This is a genomic window from Hyphomonas johnsonii MHS-2 (assembly GCF_000685275.1).
Classification (GTDB): domain Bacteria; phylum Pseudomonadota; class Alphaproteobacteria; order Caulobacterales; family Hyphomonadaceae; genus Hyphomonas; species Hyphomonas johnsonii.
This window is the reverse complement of the sequence record NZ_ARYK01000008.1, coordinates 30,174-55,044: the sequence shown is the minus strand read 5'-3', so window position 1 is coordinate 55,044 and position 24,871 is coordinate 30,174. Positions and strand designations below refer to the sequence as shown.

Sequence of the window (24,871 nt, the reverse complement as noted above, 5' to 3'; positions counted from 1 at the left end):
CGGGAACCATGAAGTTCACGGAAGCCAATATTCTGCCCGCGGGGCTCGAACGGTCGTTACGGTTCTACGTAACGAACCCGAGTCCTTGTCCCTACCTTCCCGGAAAACGCGAACGCAAGGCGTTCACCAACCTCGCGGTCGGCGACGCCGATGCGATCCACAATTCGCTCAGCCAGGCCGGTTTCCGGCGCAGCCAGACCATCGCCTACCGGCCGGCCTGCCCGCGCTGCAATGCCTGCCGCAGCGTGCGCGTGCCGACGCGCGAATTCGTCCAGTCGCGCAATGATCGCCGCACCATCGCCCGCAACGCGACACTGATCCGCACCCCGGTCCAGGCCGTCGCCACACGCGAACAGTTCCGCCTGCTCCGTGACTATGTGAAAACCCGCCACGACAAGGGCGGCATGTCGGACATGACCTACCGTGACTATGTCACCATGGTCGGCGGCAGCCCGGTCCAGAGCCTGATCTTCGAATACCGCGACAGCGATGCAGACGATGCCCCGCTCGTCGCCGTGTCGATCACGGACGTCCTGCGCGACGGGTTTTCGATGGTCTACACCTTCTTCGACCCGGAACAGGACCGCCGCGGCCTCGGCCATTACATGATCCTCGACCATATTCGTCACGCGCAGGACCTCGGCCTGCCCCACGTCTATCTCGGCTACTGGGTCAAGGGCAGCCCGAAGATGGACTACAAACGCCGCTACAAACCTCTCGAAGTGCTGGACGGCGACGACTGGCGGACGCTAAGAGACGACGAATAACCCTGTCGGAGTACAGGGCGGGGGCCGCTGGGAGGATTTGTCATGATCAACCGACGCAACATCGTTGGCGCTGGCCTCCTTGGTACGGTGGGCGCTGCTGCCGCTTTCGCCAATCCTGAAGCCGCACAGGTCCTCGCCCCGGCGAAGATCAATCGCAGCCGCCGCAAGTTCAACATGGTCACCACCTGGCCCAAGGGCCTGCCAGGCCTCGGTCGGGCCGCCGAACGCGTCTCGGAACGTGTCCTGGCGATGTCCGACGGGCTGATGGAGATCAAGGTCTTCGCCGCCGGCGAACTGGTGCCCGCCTTTGAAAGCTTCGATGCCGTCGCCAACGGATCGGCCGACATGTATCACGGCGCCGAATACTACTGGTCTGCCAAGTCCTCGGCCTTTCCCTTCTTCACTGCCGTGCCGTTCGGCATGACCGCACAGGAGATCATGGGCTGGATCGATTTCGGCGGCGGGCAGGAACTCTGGGACGAACTGTCCGGCCAGTTTGGCGTCAAAGCCATTCAGGGCGCCAATACGGGCCACCAGATGGGCGGCTGGTTCCGCAAGGAAATCAACAGTCTCGACGATCTTGTCGGCCTCAAGATGCGCATTCCGGGGCAAGGCGGCGACGTGCTGCGCGCACTCGGCGGTTCGGCCATCTCCCTGTCGGGCGGCGAGATCTACCAGGCCCTCCAGACCGGTTCCATAGATGCCACCGAATGGGTCGGCCCCTGGAACGACTACTCGCTCGGCTTCCACCGCGAGGCGCCTTACTATTACGGGCCCGGTTTCCACGAACCCGGCGCCAGCCTCGCCGTCGGCATGAACCTCAAGGTCTGGGAAAGCCTCACCCCCGGAGAGCAGGCGATCATCAAGGCCGCCTGCGAATCGACCAACCACACATCGCTGGGCGAATTCACCTATCAGAACTCCGTCTATCTCGACCTGCTCGTGCGCGAGCATGGAACCAGGCTGCGCTCCTTCCCGCCGGAAGTGGTTGCGCGCATGGCCGAAGCGGCCGCTGACGTTCGCGCCGCCAGCGGCAAGGACGGTATCGAGAAGCGCATCTACGAGAGCTTCGAGAAAAGCCTGAAACTCATGCGCGGTTGGGCAACCGTTTCCGACGGCGCCTATTACACTGCCCGCGAACTCGGCAAATAGGCCGGGGGGCAACGCATGGATCCGGCGATTTTCCTCATGATCGGCGCCTGGCTGAAGATTCTCGGCCTGCTCTGCCTGCCCTTCTTCCTTGTGCCGCTCATCGCCCTGACCATTCCCGGCCTGGTCGACGGTTTCGCCAAACGCATGATCCGTGCGCTGGATGCGTTCACCGGCGGCGCGCTCAACGCCGCGATGGCAAGCGCGCTGATCCTCGTCGTCAGCCAGCTCGTCGTCGTGATCCTGCGCTATGCCTTCGGGCTATCGTTTACCTGGTTGAACGAGATCGTCATGTACGCCTTTGCCGGCATGTTCATGCTGGGCTCTGCCGCCGCCCTGCGCGATGACGCCCATGTCCGCGTCGACATCCTGCGACCCCGCTTCGGCGAGACGGGTCGCAACTGGATCGAACTGGTCGGCACTTACCTGTTCCTCTTCCCGATCTGCCTGCGCCTGATCACCACCGGCGAACAGGGGCTCACCCGGTCCTGGGGCCTGCTCGAAGGCTCGCGCGAATCCGACGGCCTGCCGATCCTCTTCCTGTTCAAGACGCTGGTGCCCGTGTTCGCGGTGCTCATGCTCGGCGCCGGCCTGTCCGTCGCCCTCAAGGCGGCGCTGCGCCTGACCGGCGCGCTCCCCCCCGGCGAGACGCCCATCGAAGGCGAAGCGGGAGATGAAGATGGAATTTGAGATCATCCTCGCTATCGCCATGTTTGCCTGCGCCATCATGGCCCTGCTGGCCGGCTATTCCGTGGCGCTCACGCTCGGCGGCGTCGCCCTGCTGTTTGCGCTCATCGGCATTGCGACGGGCACCTTTTCGTCCTCCTTCCTGATCGCCTTTCCCAGCCGCATCCAGGGCGGCTCGATCATGCAGAGCCAGACCCTGATTGCCGTCCCCCTCTTCGTGCTGATGGGCGTCATCCTCGAACGCTCCCGCGTCGCTGAAGACCTGCTGCACATTGCCAGCCGCCTCCTGGCCCGCGTGCGCGGCGGCCTCGGCTATGCCGTCGTCCTCGTCGGTGCGCTGCTCGCCGCCTCGACAGGCATCGTCGGCGCCACGGTCATCACCATGACGCTGATCGCCCTGCCGACCATGCTGCGCCAGGGCTATGACCCGAAACTCGCCGCCGGCACGATCGCCGCCTCCGGCACGCTGGGACAGATCATCCCGCCCTCCATCGTGCTCATCCTGCTGGCGGATGCCGTCTCCAATGCGGCCAGCCAGGCCAGCCTGAAGCTCGGCGCCGGCTCCGGCGTTGTCTCGGTCGGAGACCTGTTCGCGGGCGCCCTGATCCCGGGCCTGCTGCTGGTTGTCCTCTACCTCGCCTACATCGCCGTAATGGCAATGTTCCGGCCGGCCACCTGCCCGCGCATCACGCTGACTGACGACACCCCGCCGCTGACCGTCAGGCAGGTCGCCTTCGGCCTCGGCGCACCGCTGCTGCTGATCTTCGCCGTGCTGGGTGCCATCCTCGGCGGTGTCGCGCCGCCCACGGAAGCGGCCGCCATTGGCGCGGCGGGCGCCGTGTTGCTGGCCGGGCTGCGCCTGTCGGAAGACGCCAGGAGCCGCCTGTCACCGCTCCTGATGGCGGGCCTCGTCAGCATCCCGGCCATCCTGCTCCTGCGCAATTCGATGGACCTGCGCGCCGGGGTCGAGGCGATCAGCCTGTCCAATTCCGTGGGCATCCTGCTCACCGTCCTGGCCAGCCTCGTCTTCTTCGCCGGCCTCGCTGCCGGCCTGCTCGTGCTGCGCCGGATGCGCCAGCTGCTGCCGGCCCTGACCAGTGCCACCCACATTACCAGCATGGTGTTCCTGATCCTGATCGGCGCCTCGCTCTTCAGTCTCGTGTTCAGGGGCTATGGCGGTGACGAGATGGTGGCCGCGATCCTCCACCAGACGCCCGGCGGCAAGTGGGGCGCCCTCGCCATGACCATGCTGGTCATGTTCATGCTCGGCTTCTTCCTCGACTTCATCGAGATCGTTTTCGTGGTTGTCCCGCTGGTTGCGCCGCCCCTGATCATGCTCGGTTTCGACCCGGTCTGGCTCGCCATCCTGATGGCTCTCAACCTGCAGACCAGCTTCCTGACACCACCGTTCGGCTTTGCCCTCTTCTACCTGCGTGGCGCTGCCCCGGCTGAAGTCGAGACGCTGGACATCTGGCGCGGCGCCGTACCCTTCATCGGCCTTCAGCTCGCAATGATCCTGCTGGTCGCCACCATTCCCGCCCTTGCCACATGGCTGCCGGGGCTCGCCGCCAATTGACCCAGGACGTTTCCCCCTTCCAGGCCATCGCCGTCAGCCGGCTCGCCTATGAATTGCAGGCCGCCGGACGGTCGATCATCCACATGGAATTCGGCCAGCCATCCACCGGCGCACCGAAACGCGCCATCGCAACGGCCCACGCCGTGCTGGATTCCGAATCCATGGGGTATTGGGAAAGCCCGGAACTCAAGGCCCGCATCTGCCGGCACTATGCCGACACCTATGGCGTTGACGTCACGCCCGGCCGCCTCGCGATCACCTGCGGCGCCTCGCCCGCCCTCGTCCTTGCCTTGTCGTGCGCCTTTTCCCCGGGAGACCATGTCGCCCTCGCCCGGCCCGGCTACGTCGCCTATCGCGGTACGCTGAAGACTCTGAACCTGGTGCCGCTCGAAATCGAGTGCGGCGAGGAAACCCGCTACCAGCTCACCGCCGCGCAGGTCGCTGCGCTCGACCCCGCCCCTGCCGGCCTGATCATCGCCAGCCCCGCCAACCCGACCGGCACCATCCTGCCGGAAGCCGAACTGGCCGCGATTGTCGCCGTCTGCGCCGAACGGAACATCCGCATCATTTCCGACGAGATCTATCACGGTCTCTCCTGGGGCCCGCGCTGTGCCTCGGTGCTGGAACACACGGCCGACGCCTTCGTCATCAACAGCTTCTCGAAATATTTTTCGATGGCCGGCTGGCGGCTCGGCTGGATCGTCTCGCCCGACGACATGGCCGAGCGCGTCGCCGCCTATATCGGCAACATGTTCCTCACCGCGCCATCCCTGTCGCAGCATGCCGGCCTCGTCGCCATGGACTGCCGCGACGAGTTGGAAGGCCATGTCGAGACCTACCGCCGCAACCGCGAACTGATGCTCGCCGCCCTGCCGGCGCTCGGCCTCGAACGCATCGCCCCGCCGGACGGCGCGTTCTACATCTATGCCGACATCTCGCGCTTCACCGATGACAGCCTCGAATTCTGCATGCAGTTGCTGAAGGACACAGGCGTTGCGACAGCGCCCGGCGTCGACTTCGATCCCGTCAACGGCCACACCCACATGCGCTTCTCGTTCGCCGTGTCGACGCCGGAAGTCGAGGATGCGCTGGCCCGTATCGCCCCCTGGTTCAAGGCGCGGGCCTAGGCGCAGTCATACGTCGCTTCGGCCCCGCCATCCGGCGTGCGCTCCAGCGACACGAAGGTGCATCCCTCCGGCGCCGCAGCGATTGCCGCGGCTTCAAGATCGGCATCAGGCGGCGGCCCGGCGCTGGCCACACCGAAATCACCGCCGGTCTTCAGCGTGAATTTCAGCTTGAAGCCCTGCCCTGTCATCGGGGCGGCGAGAAAGTCATACCCGCCAGTTCCGATCGTCTGTGGCACCAGGCCGTCCCATGACGACGCGCTCCAGCTGTTGCCGGAACTGGCGCACGCGCCCAGCGCCAGCGCGGTGGCCCATATCGGTAGTCTCATTGTGCGTCCTCCCACTGATCGCAGGAGGCCAGTCTAGCGCAAAAGGCGCGCGCCTAGAACTCCACCTTCGGCGGCGTCGAGAGCGCCTCGCGGCCTTCGACGCCGACATCGAAGAAGTCGCGGCTCTCGAAGTTGAACATGCCCGCAATAACCGATCCGGGGAATTGTTCGCGCGAGGTGTTGTAGTCCTGCACGGCCGAATTGTAGAAGCGCCGCGCTGCGGCCAGCTTGTCTTCGATGGTCGACAGCTCGTTCTGCAACTGGATGAAGTTCTGGTTGGCCTTGAGGTCCGGATAGGCCTCGGCGAGCGCAAACAGCTTGCCCAGCGCGCCAGTCAGCATGCCCTCGGCGGCTGACATTTCGGCCGGTGTGGACGCTGATTGCGCGGCATTGCGCGCCGCGATCACCTGCTGGAACGTCTCCTGCTCGTGCTTGGCATAGCCCTTCACGGTTTCGACCAGATTCGGGATCAGGTTCTGGCGCTGTTTCAGCTGCACGTCGACGTCGGCAAACGCCTGGTTGACCCGCTGGCGCTTCATGACCAGACCGTTGTAGATCAGGATGACAAAGCCGACGAGTGCGACGACAAGCGCCAGAATTACCAGTATGGGGCTCATGAGCCGTCCCTCCACAAAACAATGTATTAGGGGTAACGGCCCATTGCGCGCGGCGCAAGACTGGGCCGTCGTTCAGGCCGATACTTTTACGGTGGAAATTACCTGAAATGCCCGTTCCCTCGGGCCAGGCGTCCTGTTTCCGTCAGCCCGTCGTCAGGCGCACCAGCACCAGGCTGACACAGGAAATGAAGATCCAGCCGCCCGCCCCCACCAAGGCCGGCCGCAGGCCCTGCGCCGCCAGCTTGCGAAAATCGGTTTCCAGCCCCATCGCGGCCAGCGCCATGGCAAGCAGGAATTGCGTGCCCGTACTGGCCGGTGCGAGCACGCCAGGTGGCAGGACACCAAGGCTGGCCACGCACACCATTGCCATGAATCCGAACACGAACCACGGCACGGGCGCCGCGACCCTCGGCCCGCCCTTGGGTGCCTTCATGCGCCGCGCGGCGAATGCACCAAGCACCAGCACGGTCGGCGCCAGCATCATCACCCGCGTCAGCTTGGCAATCGTGCCATACTCACCGGATTCACTGCCCTGCTGGTAGGCTGCCGCCACGACCTGGGCGACCTCGTGGATCGAGGCCCCGGTCCACAGGCCGAAGGCATGCGGATCAAGATGCAGCAGGCCGTTCAGTACCGGGTAGACCAGCATGGATATCGACCCGAACAGCGTCACGCACGCCACCGCATAGGCGACATCCTCGTCACGTCCCCGCGTCACCGTATTGGTCGCAATGATCGCGGAGGCGCCACAGATCGAGGTCCCGGCGGCGATCAGTTCGGTCAGCTTGGCGTCCACCTTCAGCACACGGCCCAGCCAGACCGTGAACAGGAATGTCGCAACCAGGCTGACGGCAATCACCAGCACGCCAATGCCCCCCACGGCGATAACCTGTGACATGGTCAGTTGCAGGCCGAGCAGGACAATCCCTGCCCTCAGCACCCGCTTCAGGCCGAACGTCACGCCCGCCTTCGCCCAGGCGGGCGTGCCGACGAGATTGTGGAACACCATGCCGACCAGGATCGCCAGGATCAGCGGGCTCAACATGTTCACATAGGGCAGCTGATGCAGCCCCAGCGCCGCCAGCGCGATCAGGAATATCAACACCACACCGGGCAGGATGCCGCCGGGCGCAGGTGGATTGAGGCCTGCCGCGGGCCCTGGTCTGTCGAAATTTACTGGCGTCATGACCCAAGTTCCGATTGCGTCGGACCGAGGTACAGCCCAGAGAACAAACTATCCAATGAAACTTTCAATTCGGTTCAATCCATACCGCCGATTGAACCTAACTTGGCAAATCCTGCTTCAATCCACGTCGCATGCTTCGCGTTCGATGTCCGTTTTCATGCGCTCCAGCAGGTCGACCGCCTGTGCAGCATAGGCACCGATCCAGCGGTCATGGATCTGCTTGATCGGCAGGGCATTGAGATAATTCCAGCGTTGGCGCCCCCGACGGCGCGCGATCACCAGTCCGGCCTCTTCCAACACGCGCAGGTGTTGCATCACCGTGCACCGGTTGAGGGCGTCGAAGCGCGCACAAAGCTCGCCGGTGGTCTGCGGATTGTCCCTCAGGGCATCCATCAGGTCCCGCCGGATCGGAGCGGCCAGGGCCTTGAATACGCGGTCGGTTTGATCATCACTTGACATGTTGTATATTTATAACATTGATACCGGAAAGGCAAGGAGACGCGAGATGGACCTGAAATTCGAAGTCAGCGCGCGAATCAGCCGCCCCGTGTCCGAGGTGTTCGAAGCCGTCGTGAACCCGGAAAAGCTGTCGGGCTATTTCACCACCGGCGGCGCGAAGGGCCGTCTCGAAACCGGCGCGACCGTGACTTGGGATTTCCACGATTACCCCGGCGCCTTCCCGGTCCATGTCGTCGAGGTGGAAAAGGACAAGCGCATCATCCTGAAATGGGGCGAGGACAACGACCGTAACGGACAGGTGGAGACCATGGTCACCATGCGGTTCGAACCGACCGACGACAACCGCACCATCGTCACCATCGCTGAGGAAGGCTGGCCGATGACAGATCAGGGCCTGAAGAATTCCTACGGCAACTGCATGGGCTGGTCGCAGATGCTCTGCGCAATGAAAGCCTGGATCGAGCATGGCCTGAATTTGCGCGACGGCATGTACAAGTAGTATAAAATTTGCCCGCCCCGGTAGAACGCCGGACGAAAATGTGTAGCATCGCGTGCATGTCAGACGCTGCCACCCTCGCGCGCATGATCGACACGGCAATGCGCGTGATCGTCTTCACCGGCGCAGGCATTTCCACCGAAAGCGGCATCCCCGATTTCCGGAGCCCCGGCGGTGTATGGAGCAAGATGACGCCGATCTATTTCGAGGATTTCGTCAGTTCCCGCGACGCGCGCCGCGAATCCTGGGCCCGCGTGTTCAACCGTTCGGCTGGCTGGGTCGGCGCCACCCCGAATGAAGGCCACTTTGCTGTGGCAAAGCTGGTTGCGGCCGGAAAGGCCACCAGCGTCATCACGCAGAATGTCGACAACCTGCACCAGGATTCCGGCGTGCCGGACGAGTTGGTGATCGAGCTGCACGGCAACGCGACCTATGCCCGGTGCCTGACCTGCGGCAAGCGCTACGAGATCGACGCGCTGAAGCCGCGCTGGGAAGCGGGCGAAGACCTCACCTGCCTGTTCTGCACCGGCCTGATCAAGACCGCGACCATCTCGTTCGGCCAGCCCATGCCGGAATACAAGATGGCCCTCGCCGCCGAAGAGGCCCTGCTGTGCGACCTCTGCCTCGTCCTGGGGTCATCGCTTGTGGTCTTTCCCGCTGCGGGAATTCCGCTCGAAGCCAAACGCAATGGCGCACGACTCGCCATCGTCAACCGAGAGCCGACCGATCAGGACCCGTATGCAGACCTGGTGCTGAATACAGAGATCGGGCCGCTGATGAGCGATGTGTTGGGGCGGCTGTCCAACTGACCCGAAAACGAAGGGCTGCCCGCCGGCAGCCCTTCAATCATGGCTCAAAAGCCTGACCCAGGCCTAGCTGGCTTTCTTGATCGCGACGCGGCGGACTTTCTCGATCTTCTCCGGCGATTTCGGCAGCTCGACATGAATCACACCGTTCTTGAACGATGCCTTGATGTCGTCTTCGTTCACATCGGCCGGCAATTGCAGTGACCGCTTGAACATGCCGTAGGAGCGTTCCGAATACTGGACGCCCTTTTCCTTCCGTTCCTCTTCGTGCCTGCGTTCGCCCGCGATTGTCAGGACGCCATCAACCACGCTCACCTCGACATCATCTTCGCTCATGCCGGGCAAGTCGGCCTCGATCGCATAGGCCTTGTCGGTCTCGGACACTTCGATTTCAGGCATCCGAATGGCGCCATTCGCCGAGCCATTGGCGGTGCCGAACGGCTTGCCCTGCCAAACATCCTGGAAAAGACGATCAATCTCGCGATGGAGAGTCTCGAAGGGATCGTTCGCAGGCGAAAGCACCGGCAGGTTCGACCGGTTGCCAAAGGGAATCAAATCTCGAAATGACATATCAATCTCCTTTCTCAACATGCGACGCGCATATCCGGAACAGACGTGTCGCTGGGTGAAAGTTGCGTTCGCCGCGGCGCGAATTCAATAAGTGAGACCCCGTATCCCGCTGTGAAAATGCGCGGCCGATCGGACCACAGCGCAGTGTCGCACGGCGCTAGGCCGGCTGGATCAGGTCCCACTTGGTCCCGAACGGGTCCTGCATCACGACGACCTTGCCATAGGGCTCGCTGCGCGGCGCTTCGAGAAAGGTCACACCCGCGTTGACATAGGCCGCATGGTCGCGGTCGAAATCATCCGTCTCAAGGAACAGGAACACGCGCCCGCCTGCCTGGTTGCCAATGGCTGCACGCTGCTCACCCGTCGCCGCGCGTGCCAGCAGCAGGTCCACACCGCCGCCCCTGGGCCGCACGCGCACCCAGCGCTTGCCGCCGCCCATGTCCGTGTCTTCGAGCAGGTCAAAGCCCAGCTTGCCGACATAGAAGCCGATGCCGGACTCATAGTCCGGAACCAGCAGTGACAGGGCTGAAATGCGTTGGCCGCGGACAGCCTCAGCCATTGAACGTGCCCGAGCGCGGGAAGCCTTTCGGAACGGTCTTGCCAGCCTGCGCGCGCTTGCCGATCCACTCTTCCCATTCCGGGAAGGCGCGGTGGCGCCCGCCGGCCATCACGATCAGGCCGTCGCGCTTGTCGAAGGTCATCAGGTCGGCCAGCGTGTCCTTGCCGCGATAGGCCTGCAACTTGTTGCCCTTGCCGCGCGCCATTTCGGGCAGTTCGTCCAGCGGGAAGATCAGCATCTTCCGGTTCGAGCCGACCACGGCCAGCATGTCGCCCTGGACCGGCATGCACACATTCAGCGTGCCCTGGCCGGTATTGACCGCCTGCTTGCCCGCCTTGCGGTTCGATTCCAGCTCTTTCTCGTCGACGACGAAACCATAGCCCACGGTCGACGCCATCACCCGCTTGCGGCCTTCTTCCAGCCTGAACATGGCGACGATATCGACGCTGTCCTCCAGTTCGATCGACAGGCGGATCGGCTCGCCGTGACCACGTCCGCCCGGCAACTTGTCGGCCATCAGCGTGAACGCGCGCCCGTCCGACGCCATCAGGATGATCTTGTCGGTGCTCATCACTTCTTCGCTCAGGTACAGCTCGTCGCCATCCTTGAACTTGGTCGAATCCGGGTCCAGCCCGTGGCCCTTCATGCCCCGTATCCAGCCCTGCGCCGACAGGACGACCGTCAGCGGTTCCTTTGGCCTGGAGGCTTCCAGCGCTGCCGCAAGGTCGACATCCGGTGCATCCTCGAACTGCGCGCGGCGGTCGCCCAGTGCCGGATCGGCCGTCAGCACATCGCGCGCGGCTTTCAGTTCCTTCGACACTTTCGTCCACTGGCGCGCGGTCGACCCGATCAGCTTGGTCAGATCGTCGCGCTCCACCACCAGTTTGGCGTGCTCGCCGCGAATCTCCATCTCTTCCAGCTTGCGCAAGGCACGCAGGCGAAGGTTGAGGATGGCTTCGGCCTGGGTCTCGGTAATCCCGAACCGGGCAATCATCACCAGTTTCGGATCGTCTTCCTCGCGGATGATCCGGATCACCTCGTCGATATTGAGATAGGCGATTAGGTAGCCGTCGAGCAGGTGCAGCCGCTTCTCGATCTTGTCGAGGCGGAACTCGGCCCGGCGCACCACCACTTCGCGGCGATGCTCCAGATAGGCCTTCAGCACGTCCTTCAGGCCCATCACCTGCGGTGCACCCTTGTGCAGCACGTTCATGTTCATGCTGAAACGGGTTTCCAGGTCGCACGACTTGAACAGGCTTTCCATCAGCACGTGCGGTTCCACGGTCTTGGCGCGCGGCACCAGAACGAGGCGCACATCCTCGGCGCTCTCATCGTGCACGTCATCCAGCAGTGGCAGCTTCTTCGCCTCGATCAGTTCGCCCAGCTTTTCCAGCAGGCGCGACTTCTGCACCTGGTAGGGAATCTCGGTGACGACGATCTGGTAGGTGCCGCGGCCGGTATCTTCCACTTCCCATTTCGCGCGCATGCGGAAACTGCCCCGGCCCGTCTCGTAGGCATCCAGCATCGTTTCCTGCGATTCCACGATCACGCCGCCGGTCGGGAAATCAGGCCCCTTCACGAAGCCCATCAATTGTTCGGTCGTCGCCTTTGGCGTCTCGATCAGGAAGCGCGCCGCATCAATTACCTCGGCCGCATTGTGGGGCGGAATGCTCGTCGCCATGCCGACTGCGATGCCGGTCGCGCCATTGCACAGCAGGTTCGGGAATCCAGCCGGCAGGACAACCGGCTCTTCGTCATTCTCGGCATAGTTGGCGCGGAAATCGACAGCATTCTCGCTCAGGCCGTCCAGCAGCAGTTCGGCCGCATGCGTCATCCGCGCTTCGGTATAACGATAGGCTGCCGCGCTATCGCCGTCGATATTGCCGAAATTGCCCTGGCCGTCGACCAGCGGGTAGCGGACGTTGAAGTCCTGCGCCAGGCGCACCAGCGTGTCATAGATCGAACTGTCACCGTGCGGGTGGTAGTTACCCATGACGTCGCCGACGATCTTGGCGCACTTGCGGAAACCGCCTTCGGGATCGAGTTTCAGTTCCCGCATCCCGTACAGGATGCGCCGCTGGACAGGCTTCAGGCCGTCGCGCACATCCGGCAGCGCCCGCGACGTAATCGTCGACAGCGCATAGGCAAGATAGCGCTTCGACAGCGCTTCGCTCATGGGTTCATTAATGATCCGGTCTTCAGGACCACCGTCTAGCAGGTCGGTCATTCTGGCCTCTTCCGCATTTCGTGCCACATTCTGGTGCAGGGACTATGTCAGTTTCGACTCAGTCACCGCCTAGGTTAACAGAAAGCGCGGTTTGGTTAATGAACGGGTAAAACGCAAGAACATGACTGAGTTTCGGGCCTGGATCCTCCTGATTGGCGTCCCCTTGCTGGTTGTCGGCCTGTTCCTCTGGTTCGCGCCGCCACGGCACAATCCCTTCGCCCCGATCGACCTGACCGACCGGCTGGGCCTCGGCACCCGCGCAAAGCTCGAACGTGCCCGCGACCACCGCGAAGTCTGCTTCCGGGCGCTCGACGAGGCGAACGTCCTCTACACGCCGCTGGAGGATGCCCCGAAGGGCGAAAAGTGCGGCCTGCGCAGCGCGCTGACCCTGGATCGCACCCTCACCCCCTACTCTGCCACCCTGTCGATGACCTGCGCCGAGACCGCCGCCCTCTACACCTGGGAGCGCCATGTCGCCCGTCCGGCGGCTGTGGAAATCCTCGGTTCGCCCATCGCGCGGATCGAAACCTATGGCAGCTTTTCCTGCCGCAACATTGCCGGCAGCGGGCGCCTGTCGGAACACGCCCACGCCAATGCTGTCGACATATCAGGCTTCCGCCTTGAGGACGGCCGCCTGGTCGATGTGAAAACGCACTGGAAGAAGGGTGGACCGGAAGCGAAATTCCTGAAGCGCGTCCACGGCGGCGCCTGTGATGTCTTCTCGGTCACGCTCGGACCGGATTACAACGCGGCCCATGCCGACCATTTCCATATGGACATGGGCACGGGCCGCGCCTGTAAATGACTATTTGTGGCTGTCCATGCAGGTATAGCTGTCGTCGGTGACTTCCTTCACGCGGTCAGCGCCCCCGCAGACCCGCATCGCCAGGTCAGTATTGCGGCTCACGGCATCGGAATCGGAAACGTCGCTGACGGAAATGCAGCCGGTCAGGGACACCGACAGCAATGCCGCCGCGATCAAAGAGAATTTCATGTGTTCAGCCTTCTTCGTTTAAAGAACGCCCATCTACCCCGCACGCATGCTTGCATGCCAATTCCTGAACGCCCGGTGAATGTGTGAGAGCTTGCGCCCGGCCCACCCGGCAGGCAAAAGTCCGGGCTGAACACAGGGAACCCACGCCATGAAACTCTACACATCGATCGGCCCGAACCCGCATGTCGTGCGCATGTACCTCGCCGAACGGGGCATCACGCTGCCGATCCAGGAACTCGACCTGATGGGCGGCGAGAACCGTCAGGAAGGCTTCCTTGCCGTCAATCCTGCCGGCCAGTCGCCGGCGCTGGAAATGGATGACGGCACCATCCTCACGGAAATCTGGCCGATCTGCGAATATCTCGACGAAACCCATCCCGGCGACACCCTGTTCGGATCGACGCCCGAGGAACGCGCCCAGACGCGGCGCTGGACACGCTGGGTGGACCTCAACGTGGTGGAGCCGCTGGCCAACGGGTTCCGCTTTTCCGAAGGCCTGCCCATGTTCAAGGACCGCATGCGCTGCCTGCCCGAGGCAGCCCCCGGCCTGAAAGCCTGTGCACAGGACAAGCTCGCCTTCCTCGACAGCCAGATGGCCAGCCGTGACTACGTTGCCGGCGACACATTCACCTTCGCGGACATCATGCTGTATTGCTTCCTGGTGTTCGGTAACGAGGTTGGCCAGCCGCTGAACCCGGCCTTCCGGAACCTCACGGCCTGGTTCGAGCGCGTCGGCGCCCGGCCGAGTGCCAGCGCCTAGAGCCGCTTCAGCATCCTGGCAACCAGCTGTGCCCGCTGCGGCGGCACGGCGCGGTTCATGCCGTTGAACACGCGCGCCTCGAGGAAGTGCCCGGTCAGCGTCAGGCCGTCTGCGATATCTTCCGGGCCGACCGGCGCGTCGGATGACACAAGGAAGCCCGGAAGGCGCAGCAGGCGGCTGACATACGCCTCCGCTTCAGAGCCGCGCACCGCCCGGCCGGTCTTCGGCGAGACATGGCTGAGGCCATCATTCGCGCCGCTGAGGGCACACACGTCAAGATCGAGCCCGAACCCGAGCGCCGACAGGAGGCCAAGCTCCCAGCGCACATAAAGTGCCGGCCAGATGTTCTGCATTTCCAGCTGGTCGAGCAGCAGCGTCGTCGCATCGTAAAGCGCAGATCCCGCCGCATCGCCCTCGTCGAGTGCGCCGCGCAGCAGCGTCGTGACGGCGGAGATCGCGGCAAGCGCCCCGGCATCGTCGAGCACGCGCGCTGCCCGCTCGCGGCTGGCTTCGGCCACATCGAACCGGCCGAGCTGTTCCTCTAGCCGACCGGTCCATGACAGGGAAACCGTATTGCCTGCTTCATACTGGCCGCGCCGCGCCCGCGACGCGCCGCCATAGACCAGGCCGGACCGCCGGCCCCGGGTCTTCGTCAGGACATCAAGTATCAGGCCGCCTTCACCAAACCGGCGGCCGCCGAGGATCAGGCCGTCATCAGACCAGTTCATGATGAAGCCCCGAAGCCCGGCTCAATCCTTCGACTTCGCTCAGGATGAGCCTGTCCCTTCACCCTAGCGCTCATCCTGAGCGAAGTCGAAGGACGAGCGCGGAAGACCGAGTATCCCGCCCTAGACATCAAACTCCAGGCCGATGCCCGAATAGCTGTCGCGCCGCTCCTGCCATTTCTCGTCCACTTTCACGAACAGGAACAGGTGCACCGGCCGGTCGAGCATCTCGGTCAGTTCCTTGCGGGCAAGGCGGCCGATCTCCTTGATCGAGGCGCCATTCTTGCCCAGCACCATGGCCTTGTGCCCGTCCCGCCCGACAACAATCACCTGCTGAACGCGCACCGATCCGTCCTTCTTCTCTTCCCAACTCTCGGTTTCCACCATCAGCTGGTAGGGCAGTTCCTGGTGCATGCGCAGCAGCAGTTTCTCGCGCGTCACTTCGGCGGCGAGCAGGCGCATCGGCAGGTCGGCTGTCTGGTCCGGCGGATACAGCGCCGTGCCCGCAGGCATGCGCTCGACCAGCGCCGCCGCCAGTCGGTCGACGCCGTCGCCATTCTCGGCAGAGATCATGAAAATCTGGTCGTAGACGCCTGTCGCATCCAGTTCCGCCATCACTGGCAGCACCTGGTCATGCGGGAACAGGTCGATCTTGTTGAGGGCCAGGAAGGCGCGTTTCTCGGTCAGCTTAAGCTGGTCGATCACGCGGCGATCATCGGCGATCGACATCTTCTGCGCGCCGGTGGCGGTGCCGGCCTTGTCGGCGACCCAGGCTGAACTGTCGACCAGGTGCACGATGGCGTCGGCGTCGGCCGCGCCGCTCCAGGCAGCTTTCACCATGGCCCGGTCGAGCCGGCGCTTCGCCACGAAGATGCCGGGCGTGTCGACCAGAACGATCTGCGCGTCGCCCACCTGCGCCACGCCGCGCACCGGGAAGCGCGTCGTCTGCACCTTGTGCGTGACGATCGCCACCTTGGCGCCAACCAGGCGGTTGGTCAGCGTCGACTTGCCGGCGTTCGGCGCGCCTATGATCGCGGCAAAGCCGGCGCGGGTAATCTCGGTTTCAGTCATTCAGTATCCATCATTGAATTCAGCAGCAGTGCGGCTGCATGGCGCTCGGCATCCCGTTTCGACGTGCCGGCGCCAACGGCTTCGCCCTGTGACTCGACTTGCACCATTACCTCGTAAACCGGTGCATGGTCAGGGCCTGACCTGCTTGTGACAGTGTATTTCGGCAAGTCCAGCCCATGTCCCTGTGCCCATTCCTGCAACAACGTCTTCGGATCGCGGGTTTCGGCCGGCGCCGAAGAGAATTGCGGCGCCCAGCCGGCTTCGACAAATTTCCGTGCCGCCGACAGCCCGCCATCAAGGTAGATCGCGCCGATCACCGCCTCGCAGACGTCACCCAGCGTGGATTCGCGTTCGCGGCCACCCGACGCGATTTCTCCATCCGACAGGATGATGAATTCCTGCAGGCCGAGATGGCGCACGGCCTCTGCGCAGGCGCTTTTCTTGACGAACTGGTTGAGGCGCGGCGCAAGGTCGCCTTCGCTCTCGGTCTTGCGCCGCTCGATCAGGCGTTCGGCGATCAGCAGGTTGAGCACCCGGTCACCGAGGAATTCGAGCCGCTGGTTCGACAGGCGGATCGAATCCGCCGCGGCCACCGCGCTCGGATGGGTCAGCGAACGGATCAGCAGGCCTGCGTCCTTGAAGCGATACCCGATACGCTCCTGGATGTCCTTGATCGCCGCTTCGGCCAGTCCTGGCGTGCTGGCCTTGGCAGCAGCCCGCAGGCGCGTGCGTTTGGGACGGGCGGGCTTCATCGCGCCGTCACCGGCACGGCTTCGATGATGACCTGGGCTTCCGCCCACGGATGGTCGTCGGTGATTGTCAGGTGAATCACGGCCTCATGGCCGTCCGGTGTCAACGCGGCAAGGCGCGCCGCTGCGCCGCCTGTCAGCGCCACTGTCGGCTTGCCTGTCGGCAGGTTGACCACGCCCATATGGGTCCAGTGCACGCCGCGCCGGGGCACGCCCGTGCCCAGCGCCTTGGCGCAGGCTTCCTTGGCAGCGAAGCGCTTGGCGAACGTCTCGGCGGTCCGCTTGCGGCTGTAGGCCAGCGCAATCTCGGTCTCGGTGAAAACGCGCTTCTCGAACCTTTCGCCAAAGCGCTCAAGGGTCTTCTCGATCCGCTCGATATTGCAGAGGTCGTTGCCGATCCCGATGATCATGCCCGCGCCTCGTCCATCAGGCGGCGCATTTCCGTGATCGCTGCCGGCAGGCCGATGAAGATCGCTTCACCGATCAGGAAGTGGCCGATATTCAGTTCGGTGATCTGCGGGATCGCGGCAATGGGCTTGACCGTGTCGAACGCCAGGCCGTGGCCCGCCTGGGGTTCTATCCCGATACGGACCGCTTCTTCGGCGCAGTCCCTGATCCGGTCCAGCTCCAGTTCCGCAAGCTTCATTTCGCCCGCCTGCACCAGTTCGACGTAGCGGCCCGTGTGGAATTCGGTGATTTGCACGCCCAGCGCCTGCGCAGCGTGCAGTTGCACCATGTCCGGTTCGATGAAGAACGAGACGCGGCTGCCATTCTTGTTCAGTTGGCGAACATAATGCGCGAGATGGTTATGCGCGCGGGCGGCGTCGAGGCCGCCCTCGGTGGTCAGCTCAGCGCGTTGCTCCGGCACGAACATCGCCGTTTCCGGTTTGAACTTCAGCGCGATATCCAGCATTTCCTCGGTCGCGGCCATTTCCATGTTGATCGGCAGCGCTGTCGCCGTGCGGATCTCCGACAGGTCGCCGTCACGGATGTGGCGCCGGTCCTCGCGCAGGTGCAGCGTGATGCCGTCGGCGCCGGCTTCCGTCGCCATCAGCGCCGCCCGCATCGGGTCCGGGTGCGCACCGCCCCGCGCATTCCTTATCGTCGCCACATGGTCGATATTCACGCCGAGGCGTATGCGGCCCGCCATCAGGCAAGCCCTCTCGAGCCCGGCTTCACGGCCGCCATCGCGGCCAGTTCCGGCGGCAGGTCATCGGCGTCATAGTCAGGAAAATCCACGGCCGCGAGCGAGACGAGTTCACACCCGACATCCGCCTTGCCGTTCGACCGGTCGATGATGCAGGCACCGCCGACCACGTCGCCCGGCAGGCGCCCGAGCGCCTCGACCGTCTCGCGGAACGACAGGCCCGTCGTGACGATATCCTCGGCAATCAGCACCTTCTCGCCTTCGGCGATCGAAAACCCGCGGCGAAATTCCAGCTTGCCATCGACACGCTCGGCAAAGATCGCCCGCGCGTTCAGGTGCCGTGCCAGTTCGTATCCCGGAATGATGCCCCCCACAGCCGGGCCGGCCACGACATCGATCCTGCCGAATGCCTCGGTCAGCTTGACCGCCAGCGCCTTGCAGAGCTTTTCCGACAGGTCCGGTTGCGAGAAAACGAGCGCCTTCTGCAGGAAGACCGGGCTGCGGCGGCCGGACGACAGGATGAAATGCCCCTCAAGCAGGGCCCCTGCCTCGCGGAACACCGCGAGTACGTCTTCACTGTTCATACTCATCCTCCTGATCGCGCACTGCCCGGTCCACAACGGCCAGGGATCGCAGCGCCGCAAGTATCTGCGTCAGGCGCTTCAGGTCTTCAACCTCGATCTCCATGATCAGTTCGATAAAATCTGTCCGGCGTTCTTCGGTCGATATCTTGATGATGTTGCCATTGGCCTGGGCCACGGCGGAACAGAGCTTGGCCAGCACACCCTTTTCGTTGGCGGCATTGATGCGAATCCGCCCCACGGCCACGGCGCCGGTCTTGGCGAGTTCGGTCCACCTGAGATCGACCCACAACTCCGGCCGGTCATCATATTCTGCCAGCCTCGGGCAGCTGGCAATGTGCACGACAACGCCCTTGTCCCGCTCCTGCACACCAATGATCCGGTCGCCCGGCAGCGGGCAGCAGCACTGGCCAAGATGCAGCGTCACGCCCGGCGTCAGGTCTTCACCCGAGACCAGCATCGGCGCGTGCCGGCTGTCCAGCTTCAGCTTGTTGTCATCATCCGACCGCTCGTTGCGATACCCCGGGAACGCCGCTTCCATGACATCTGCCGACGATACCCGGCCGCGCCCGACGGCTTCGGCCATTTCCTGGCGGTTCGCGAAACCGGCCAGCTTCGCGGTATGGTTCATCTTCACGTCGACAGGGTCGATGCCGGCCCGGCGCAGCGCCTGGTTGATCAGGCCTTCCCCCAGTCGCACAAAATCCAGCTGGTCGCGCTCGCGCACCAGCCGGCGGATCGCCGAACGCGCCCGGCCGGTGATCGTCATGGCTTCCCAGCCGACGACCGGTGCCGCCTGCTTGCCGCGCAGGATTTCCACCACGTCGCCATTCTTCAGCGGACGCCGCAGCGACTTCACCTCGCCATTGATCCGTGCGCCAATCGTTGTATCGCCCACGGCAGAGTGGACCGCATAGGCAAAGTCTAGCGGCATGGCGCCGGCCGGCAGGATGATCAGCTTGCCCTTCGGGCTGAACGCGAACACGTGCTCGCGGTACATTTCCAGCTTTGCGTGTTCCATGAACTCGCTGGCATCGGCGCCGTCCTGGATGAGTTCGGCAAAGGCTTCGAGGTTCGCCGCCGGGTCGAGGCCGGCCGCACGGGCCGATTCCACGTCAAACCCGTAGGACTTGTTCTTGTAGCCCCAGTGGGCCGCCACGCCGAACTCGGCGGTCCGGTCCATTGCCCGGGTCCGGATCTGCAATTCGACCCGGCGGTTGCCGGATGCCCGCACAGTCGTGTGCAGCGAGGCATAGCCGTTCGGCTTCGGCACCGAGATATAGTCGCGGAACCGGTCGGGGATGCAGGCCCACAATGTGTGCACCTCGCCCAGCACCCGGTAGCAGTCTTCCACTTCGTCCACGATGATCCGGAATGCGAACAGGTCGGCCACGTCGCGGAACGAGATCGATTTTCGCTCCAGCTTGCGCCAGAGGGAATAGGGCTGCTTGCGGCGCCCCTTGATGCGCGCCTTGATCCCCGAAATCGCCATCAGCTGGTCGAGATCGCTGTGGATGCGCTCCAGGTCGTCGGCATTGTCGCGCTCGAGTTCTTCCTGTCGGTAGAGAATGGCCCGGCGCGCTTCGGGATTGAGTTCCTCGAAGGCCAGGTCTTCCATCTCGGCAGCCAGCGAATAGAGGCCCACCCGCCGGGCGAGAGGCGCATAGATATCCATAGTCTCGCGCGCGGTACGCTCGCGGCTCGACGCCTTCTTGCGGAAGTGCAACGTGCGCATGTTGTGCAGCCGGTCGGCCAGCTTCACCAGCAGCACGCGCAGGTCGCTGGTCGTCGCCAGGATGAATTTCTGGAAGTTCTCGGCCTGGGCCAGTTCCTGCGACGTGAATTTCAGCGCATCGAGCTTGGTGACTCCGTCCACCAGTTCCGCCACATCGGCGCCAAAGCGCACTTCGATATCGCCGATGTCGATGCCGGTGTCCTCGACCACGTCATGCAGCAGGCCGGCGACAATCGTCACCTCGTCGAGGCGTACGTCAGCCAGCAGGCTGGCGACTTCGACCGGATGGGAATAATAGGCATCGCCCGAATCACGCGTCTGCGTCCCGTGATGCAGCTTGGCGAAGTCATAGGCCGCGCCGAGCAGTTCGGACTTCACACGTGGGTGGTAGGCGCGGACCTTCGCAATCAGCCCTTCGCGCGAAAGCACAGGCTGGAGATCAGCCTGATTTTCGGTCGAGACCGTTTTGCCAGCTTCTTCGCCAGCCCCTTTGTCCTGAGCGGAAAGGGCGCTGCCGTCCATGAAGCCTCCTAGAGCCGGTCGTCGCGTCCGGACTCGATTTCAGCCTGGTAGGCGCGCATGACATCGTCTTCGGTCGCAGCAGGGCTGGACAGGAGGGCGAGGCGGTCGGCTTCGCGTTCGCTTTCCTCGCTCGGACGCACTTCCTGCAGGTTCGAGATCATCGCTTCCTTGACCACTTTGAGGTCAATGGACTCTTCAGCAATCTCGCGGAGCGAGACGACAGGGTCCTTGTCGTTGTCACGGTCGATCGTCAGGGGTGCACCTTCGCGGATCATGCGGGCGCGGTGCGAAGCGAGCAGAACGAGCTCGAAACGGTTCGGCACCTTCTCGATGCAATCTTCGACGGTAACTCGGGCCATGGGGGCAATCTCCTTGAAGCCGACCCTTATATGCAGTGCAGCAAGCCGGCGCAACCCGGCTATTGCGCCTGAAACGCAGCCTGATTAAGCCAGTTATATAAGAATTCGCGGCATTTTTATTAGATTTCAGCCTATTGTATTGAAGGATCAAAGCCAATGGCTTTTTACAAGGACGAGCGCCTGGCGCTGTTCATCGATGGCGCAAACCTCTATTCCGCCGCCCGGGCAGTCGGTCTCGAGATCGATTTTCGCAAGCTGCTGAAGGAATTCCAGGGCAAGGGCCGCCTGCTGAGAGCCAATTATTACACCGCGCTGGTCGAAACGGACGATTACAGCCCGATCCGCCCGCTGGTCGACTGGCTCGCCTATAACGGATTCACAGTCATCAAGAAGCCGGCACGCGAATTCACCGACCGTGAGGGGCGCAAACGCGTGCGCGGCAACATGGACGTGGAACTGGCCATCGACATGCTCGAAATGGCCCGCAACGTCGATCATATCGTCCTGTTCAGCGGCAATGGCGATTTCCGCCGCGCGGTCGAAGCGGTCAAGGCGCGGGGCGTGCGCGTCTCGGTCGTCTCCACCGTGGCCTCCAATCCGCCCATGATTTCGGACGACCTGCGCCGCGAAGCCGACCATTTCATCGACCTTGAAGACCTCGGTGAACTCATTGCCCGCCCGCGCCGGGACTTTTCCGAAGACGACCCCGCCGACGATAACGAGGACTGATATCCGGGGGACAGGCCCCGCCTTGTCCAACCCCGCGCTGCCTGCCGTATAATCTGCTTCGCCGCGCGCGCTCCCTGGCGTGCGGCACCTGCAGACTGGCGCGGGACGGAAGCTGAAGGTGCGCACCTTCCAACCTTCCAGACCACAGACTGACCATGCGTGCCCGGAGGCTTCCTCCCGCGCACTTTTTTACAGTCAAACCGGACGGCGCCTGCCGGTCCGGACCTTCATGCTGGCGGCGAGGCAGCGGCCAGGTCAGCCCGGATACGCGCAGCGAGCGTCTCGGCTTCGGCCATGATGCGGGCGCAGACAGTCTGGGCATCCGCGCCGAAATAGGCGTCACACACTGACGTCAGCCCGTTCGTGAATGTGAACACGGTGTGCGCGCGGCTTGCCTTGTCCGCGGTGCCGCTCCGGTCGCGCGATGCCAGCGCGGCAAAGCCCGTCAGCACGATCCGCTCATGCACGGATGACGACCACTCATCCTTCTTCGCAATGAGATACTCGGTGCAGAAGTCGGCAATCGGCGCGTCGCTGAACAGCCATTTTTCGTGCTTGTCCCAGAAATAATCGGCCGTGTGGAGCAGTTCCGGATCCGCGCCGCGTGGCACCGCAGCCGCAACCACAGCCTCCAGCCATTTCACTCGCGACGGCGACGAAAATGATGCGGTCACCATGTGCGCCAGGGCGTAGACCGGAATGTCGTCCAGCTGGTCGGGGGTATGGTCGGCGATATAGGCGTCGAATGCGGATTGCGAATGCGCCTGGGGCGTGACGGCCGACGCCTGGACTGGTGGCGCACCCGCGCCGTGTCCCCGGGCCGGCTCCAGTTCGTTTGCCGCGGCGCGCGTCCTGATGACATTGACAATGAACAGAAGGGCGACAGCGACCACCAGTGCGATCGCCACGACAACGCCAATACTCATGTTTTCCATGGCCCAATCCTCCGTCAGCCACTTCTGGCGCCTAAGGGTAGAACCTTAATGTCGCGCAAATCCTATCGTGGCCGGTTGTGCTGTACGTAAACCACAACTGGCTTGCGCCAGGCCTGCACGACCGTCAAGAGCCCCCACACCCAGTTGGCGACCAGCACCAGAATACCGATCCCGCCGAACGGAATCAGCAAGATCCCGACCGGGATCAGCGCCAGCTGGATGATCGCCGTGCCGATCCGCCCGACAAAGATCGTGCCCAGGCCGGGAATGAAGAAGTTCAGGATGAAGGCGACGAATTTGAACGTGCCCTTGGCAGCCGCCTTGACGACACCGACCCCCGGAGAATCCAGGCCGGGGTCTCTCGGCCGATCGAAATCCGGATTCAGGCTGACGTCCCTGTCAGGGTCGTAATAGTGGGACGCATCATTCAGGCGCCTGGAGGGTGGGTCGCCGGACATCGCCTATCTCGCCGGAACATGCGCGGCGATCAACTGCGGCCCCTCGGCCGCGAAGGCCCGCTGCAGCGCGGTGTCGAAGGCCTCGGCCGTATCCACCGCCACCGCCGGCACGCCCAGGCTGGTCGACAGCGCGACCCAGTCGATTTCCGGCCGGTCCAGTTCCAGCATGCCCTTCGCCGTCGGCCCCGGATTGCCCGCCCCGGTCCGCGCCATCTCGATGTTCAGGATGCGGTAGGAATGGTTCACGAACACGACGGTCACCACATTCGCGCTTTCGCGCGCCATGCTCCACAGCGCCTGGTTGGTATACATCGCCGCGCCATCGCCGGTCAGGCACAGCACCTTGCGATCCTTCGCCGCCATCGCTGCGCCGAGCGCCAGTGGCATGCCCTGCCCGATGGCCCCGCCCGTCAGCATCATCCAGTCGTGCGGCTTCGCCCGCTGGGTCATCAGGAAGGCCGGCAGGCCGTTCGACACGCCGTCATCGGACACGAATGTCCCCTCGGGCATGTGCCGCGCGATCGACTGGCCCACGGCCACGGCGTTCAGGTCGCCAGCCGGTGCGCCCGGCAGGTCGAGCGGCGCAGCCGGTGCGGCATCCCTGGCACCCAGCGCGTCGGCCAGCGCACCCAGGATCGCCGCGCTGTCGCTTTCCGGACCGCCCAGCATCATCGTCGTGCACCCGTCCGGCACCAGCACGCTGGGCTTGCCGGGATAGGCAAAGAAGGCCACCGGCACCTGGCTGCCCGCCACCAGCATCAGGTCACAGCCCTCGAGGTCCGCCATTGCCGCCTCGGCAAAATACTGCATCCGGTCCGGAATGAACCGCCCGGCGCCGCGGGCCTGGCGCGGGAAGAACGTATCGGTCATCACCCGCACGCCGGCGGCCTTCAGCCGCGCTGCCATGGCCAGGCCCGCCTCGGTCAGTGCCGTGCCATTGATCAGGATCATCGGCTTCGCCGCCGCCTTGACCGCTTTCACCGCCGCGTCGATGCGCGCCGCATCCGGGCCCCACAGCATCGGCCGCGCCCGCGTCTTTCCGGACTTGCCGCCTTCCAGCCACGCCGTGTCTGCCGGCAGGATCAGCGCCGCCGGGCCGGGCACCGGAGACAGGCTCGCCTCCCAGGCTTCCGCCGCCAGCTCGCCGGCCGTCTCCGCCTTGTCCGCCGACTTGATCCACACCGAGTTCGGCCCGGCCATGCCCCTGATGTCGGACGCCAGCGGCGCATCATAGCGCTGGTGCGGCACCGCATGGTCGCCGATCACGTTGACCATTGGCGTCCACGCCCGGCGCGCATTGTGGATATTCGCCCCGCCATTCAGGTAGCCTGCACCAAGGTGCAACAGGGTCATTGCCGGTCCGCCCGACACCCGCGCATAGCCATCGGCTGCACCTGTCGCGACACCCTCGAACAGGCACAGCACCGAGTGGATGCGCGGCTCGTGGTCGAGCGCCGTCACCAGGTGCATTTCCGACGTGCCGGGATTGGCGAAGCAGGCCGCAACGCCATGGTCGGCCAGTGTGGAAACAAGGGCCTCGGCCCCCGTCATTGC

The 24,871-nt window shown here is 64.0% G+C and carries 29 protein-coding genes; 10 read left to right on the top strand and 19 right to left on the bottom strand.

The window, feature by feature from the left end:
* Positions 1–8: 8 nt before the first annotated feature.
* From HJO_RS14610 to HJO_RS14590, 5 genes are read left to right on the top strand one after another with little or no spacing between them, the layout of a single operon-like run.
* Positions 9–767 carry an arginyltransferase gene (locus tag HJO_RS14610; protein ID WP_051618651.1) on the top strand — a complete coding sequence of 253 codons (759 nt, stop codon included), beginning with the start codon at positions 9–11 and terminating at the stop codon, positions 765–767.
* 42 nt (positions 768–809) lie between these two features.
* Complete coding sequence (locus HJO_RS14605) at positions 810–1,919, top strand: TRAP transporter substrate-binding protein (RefSeq protein ID WP_035618273.1); 1,110 nt, start codon at positions 810–812, stop codon at positions 1,917–1,919.
* 15 nt (positions 1,920–1,934) lie between these two features.
* Complete coding sequence (locus tag HJO_RS14600; protein ID WP_035618269.1) at positions 1,935–2,606, top strand: TRAP transporter small permease subunit; 672 nt, start codon at positions 1,935–1,937, stop codon at positions 2,604–2,606.
* Entirely contained in the window at positions 2,596–4,179 is a 1,584-nt protein-coding gene (locus HJO_RS14595) for a TRAP transporter large permease (protein WP_035618266.1), read from the top strand. The genes HJO_RS14600 and HJO_RS14595 overlap by 11 nt, the downstream gene beginning before the upstream one ends.
* Positions 4,176–5,306 carry a pyridoxal phosphate-dependent aminotransferase gene (locus HJO_RS14590; protein ID WP_156945716.1) on the top strand — a complete coding sequence of 377 codons (1,131 nt, stop codon included), beginning with the start codon at positions 4,176–4,178 and terminating at the stop codon, positions 5,304–5,306. The genes HJO_RS14595 and HJO_RS14590 overlap by 4 nt, the downstream gene beginning before the upstream one ends.
* On the opposite strand, the gene HJO_RS14585 is transcribed toward HJO_RS14590, so the two are convergent.
* The 4 genes from HJO_RS14585 to HJO_RS14570 all read right to left on the bottom strand — a co-directional run bounded on the left by HJO_RS14585 (position 5,303) and on the right by HJO_RS14570 (position 7,894).
* Positions 5,303–5,632 carry a hypothetical protein gene (locus tag HJO_RS14585; protein WP_035618260.1) on the bottom strand — a complete coding sequence of 110 codons (330 nt, stop codon included), beginning with the start codon at positions 5,630–5,632 and terminating at the stop codon, positions 5,303–5,305. The two genes, HJO_RS14590 and HJO_RS14585, sit on opposite strands and share 4 nt — an antisense overlap.
* A 53-nt stretch (positions 5,633–5,685) precedes the next feature.
* Positions 5,686–6,249: a LemA family protein gene (locus HJO_RS14580; RefSeq protein WP_035618257.1), complete on the bottom strand. Its 564-nt coding sequence runs from the start codon at positions 6,247–6,249 to the stop codon at positions 5,686–5,688.
* Positions 6,250–6,391: 142 nt separating this feature from the next.
* Positions 6,392–7,366, bottom strand: coding sequence for a YeiH family protein (locus HJO_RS14575; protein WP_035618439.1), 975 nt, complete (start codon positions 7,364–7,366; stop codon positions 6,392–6,394).
* 186 nt (positions 7,367–7,552) lie between these two features.
* Entirely contained in the window at positions 7,553–7,894 is a 342-nt protein-coding gene (locus tag HJO_RS14570) for an ArsR/SmtB family transcription factor (RefSeq protein WP_035618254.1), read from the bottom strand.
* A 46-nt stretch (positions 7,895–7,940) separates the two neighbouring features.
* On the opposite strand from HJO_RS14570, the gene HJO_RS14565 reads away from it, so the two are divergent.
* Together HJO_RS14565 and HJO_RS14560 are read left to right on the top strand one after the other, a co-directional pair.
* The gene (locus tag HJO_RS14565) at positions 7,941–8,393 is read left to right on the top strand and encodes an SRPBCC family protein (protein WP_035618251.1); all 453 of its coding nucleotides are present in this window, start codon (positions 7,941–7,943) and stop codon (positions 8,391–8,393) included.
* A 56-nt stretch (positions 8,394–8,449) separates the two neighbouring features.
* Positions 8,450–9,199 carry an SIR2 family NAD-dependent protein deacylase gene (locus HJO_RS14560; protein ID WP_035618248.1) on the top strand — a complete coding sequence of 250 codons (750 nt, stop codon included), beginning with the start codon at positions 8,450–8,452 and terminating at the stop codon, positions 9,197–9,199.
* 63 nt (positions 9,200–9,262) lie between these two features.
* Here the strand turns inward: HJO_RS14560 and HJO_RS14555 are convergent, their stop codons facing one another.
* From HJO_RS14555 to parC, 3 genes are all read right to left on the bottom strand, one after another.
* On the bottom strand, positions 9,263–9,766 hold the full coding sequence (locus HJO_RS14555) for an Hsp20/alpha crystallin family protein (protein WP_035618246.1): 504 nt from the start codon (positions 9,764–9,766) through the stop codon (positions 9,263–9,265).
* A 157-nt stretch (positions 9,767–9,923) separates the two neighbouring features.
* The gene (locus HJO_RS14550) at positions 9,924–10,325 is read right to left on the bottom strand and encodes a VOC family protein (protein ID WP_035618243.1); all 402 of its coding nucleotides are present in this window, start codon (positions 10,323–10,325) and stop codon (positions 9,924–9,926) included.
* Entirely contained in the window at positions 10,318–12,552 is a 2,235-nt protein-coding gene (gene parC, locus HJO_RS14545) for a DNA topoisomerase IV subunit A (protein ID WP_035618240.1), read from the bottom strand. Before parC ends, HJO_RS14550 begins: the two co-directional genes overlap by 8 nt.
* A 121-nt stretch (positions 12,553–12,673) precedes the next feature.
* Here parC and HJO_RS14540 point away from each other — a divergent pair, with 121 nt between their 5' ends.
* Positions 12,674–13,357: an extensin-like domain-containing protein gene (locus tag HJO_RS14540; protein ID WP_051618650.1), complete on the top strand. Its 684-nt coding sequence runs from the start codon at positions 12,674–12,676 to the stop codon at positions 13,355–13,357.
* On the opposite strand, the gene HJO_RS14535 is transcribed toward HJO_RS14540, so the two are convergent.
* The gene (locus tag HJO_RS14535; protein ID WP_035618237.1) at positions 13,358–13,546 is read right to left on the bottom strand and encodes a hypothetical protein; all 189 of its coding nucleotides are present in this window, start codon (positions 13,544–13,546) and stop codon (positions 13,358–13,360) included.
* 148 nt (positions 13,547–13,694) lie between these two features.
* Here HJO_RS14535 and HJO_RS14530 point away from each other — a divergent pair, with 148 nt between their 5' ends.
* The gene (locus tag HJO_RS14530; protein ID WP_035618236.1) at positions 13,695–14,306 is read left to right on the top strand and encodes a glutathione S-transferase family protein; all 612 of its coding nucleotides are present in this window, start codon (positions 13,695–13,697) and stop codon (positions 14,304–14,306) included.
* Here HJO_RS14530 and recO read toward each other — a convergent pair.
* The 8 genes from recO to rpoZ form a co-directional block, all read right to left on the bottom strand.
* Positions 14,303–15,034, bottom strand: coding sequence for a DNA repair protein RecO (recO, locus tag HJO_RS14525; protein ID WP_035618233.1), 732 nt, complete (start codon positions 15,032–15,034; stop codon positions 14,303–14,305). The genes HJO_RS14530 and recO overlap by 4 nt on opposite strands.
* Before the next feature lie 120 nt (positions 15,035–15,154).
* Positions 15,155–16,102 (bottom strand): GTPase Era, encoded by a 948-nt coding sequence (era, locus tag HJO_RS14520; protein WP_035618231.1) that lies wholly within the window; start codon positions 16,100–16,102, stop codon positions 15,155–15,157.
* On the bottom strand, positions 16,099–16,854 hold the full coding sequence (rnc, locus tag HJO_RS14515) for a ribonuclease III (RefSeq protein ID WP_084142051.1): 756 nt from the start codon (positions 16,852–16,854) through the stop codon (positions 16,099–16,101). The genes era and rnc overlap by 4 nt, the downstream gene beginning before the upstream one ends.
* Positions 16,851–17,261: a holo-ACP synthase gene (acpS, locus tag HJO_RS14510; protein WP_035618228.1), complete on the bottom strand. Its 411-nt coding sequence runs from the start codon at positions 17,259–17,261 to the stop codon at positions 16,851–16,853. The genes rnc and acpS overlap by 4 nt, the downstream gene beginning before the upstream one ends.
* Complete coding sequence (locus HJO_RS14505; RefSeq protein ID WP_035618225.1) at positions 17,258–18,001, bottom strand: pyridoxine 5'-phosphate synthase; 744 nt, start codon at positions 17,999–18,001, stop codon at positions 17,258–17,260. The genes acpS and HJO_RS14505 overlap by 4 nt, the downstream gene beginning before the upstream one ends.
* Entirely contained in the window at positions 18,001–18,582 is a 582-nt protein-coding gene (pyrE, locus tag HJO_RS14500) for an orotate phosphoribosyltransferase (protein ID WP_035618222.1), read from the bottom strand. Before pyrE ends, HJO_RS14505 begins: the two co-directional genes overlap by 1 nt.
* The gene (locus HJO_RS14495) at positions 18,572–20,836 is read right to left on the bottom strand and encodes a RelA/SpoT family protein (protein WP_035618220.1); all 2,265 of its coding nucleotides are present in this window, start codon (positions 20,834–20,836) and stop codon (positions 18,572–18,574) included. Before HJO_RS14495 ends, pyrE begins: the two co-directional genes overlap by 11 nt.
* 8 nt (positions 20,837–20,844) lie before the next feature.
* Positions 20,845–21,195, bottom strand: a complete 351-nt coding sequence (gene rpoZ / locus HJO_RS14490) for a DNA-directed RNA polymerase subunit omega (RefSeq protein WP_035618217.1) — start codon at positions 21,193–21,195, stop codon at positions 20,845–20,847.
* 156 nt (positions 21,196–21,351) lie between these two features.
* Between rpoZ and HJO_RS14485 the strand changes: the two genes are divergently transcribed.
* A complete protein-coding gene (locus HJO_RS14485; RefSeq protein ID WP_035618213.1) occupies positions 21,352–21,924 on the top strand; it encodes a LabA-like NYN domain-containing protein in 573 nt (190 codons plus the stop codon).
* 227 nt (positions 21,925–22,151) lie between these two features.
* Here the strand turns inward: HJO_RS14485 and HJO_RS14480 are convergent, their stop codons facing one another.
* From HJO_RS14480 to HJO_RS14470, 3 genes are all read right to left on the bottom strand, one after another.
* A complete protein-coding gene (locus HJO_RS14480) occupies positions 22,152–22,859 on the bottom strand; it encodes a hypothetical protein (protein WP_035618210.1) in 708 nt (235 codons plus the stop codon).
* Positions 22,860–22,921: 62 nt separating this feature from the next.
* Entirely contained in the window at positions 22,922–23,317 is a 396-nt protein-coding gene (locus HJO_RS14475) for a hypothetical protein (protein ID WP_035618208.1), read from the bottom strand.
* A 3-nt stretch (positions 23,318–23,320) separates the two neighbouring features.
* Positions 23,321–24,868, bottom strand: a complete 1,548-nt coding sequence (locus HJO_RS14470) for an acetolactate synthase large subunit (protein ID WP_035618431.1) — start codon at positions 24,866–24,868, stop codon at positions 23,321–23,323.
* Positions 24,869–24,871: the final 3 nt, after the last annotated feature.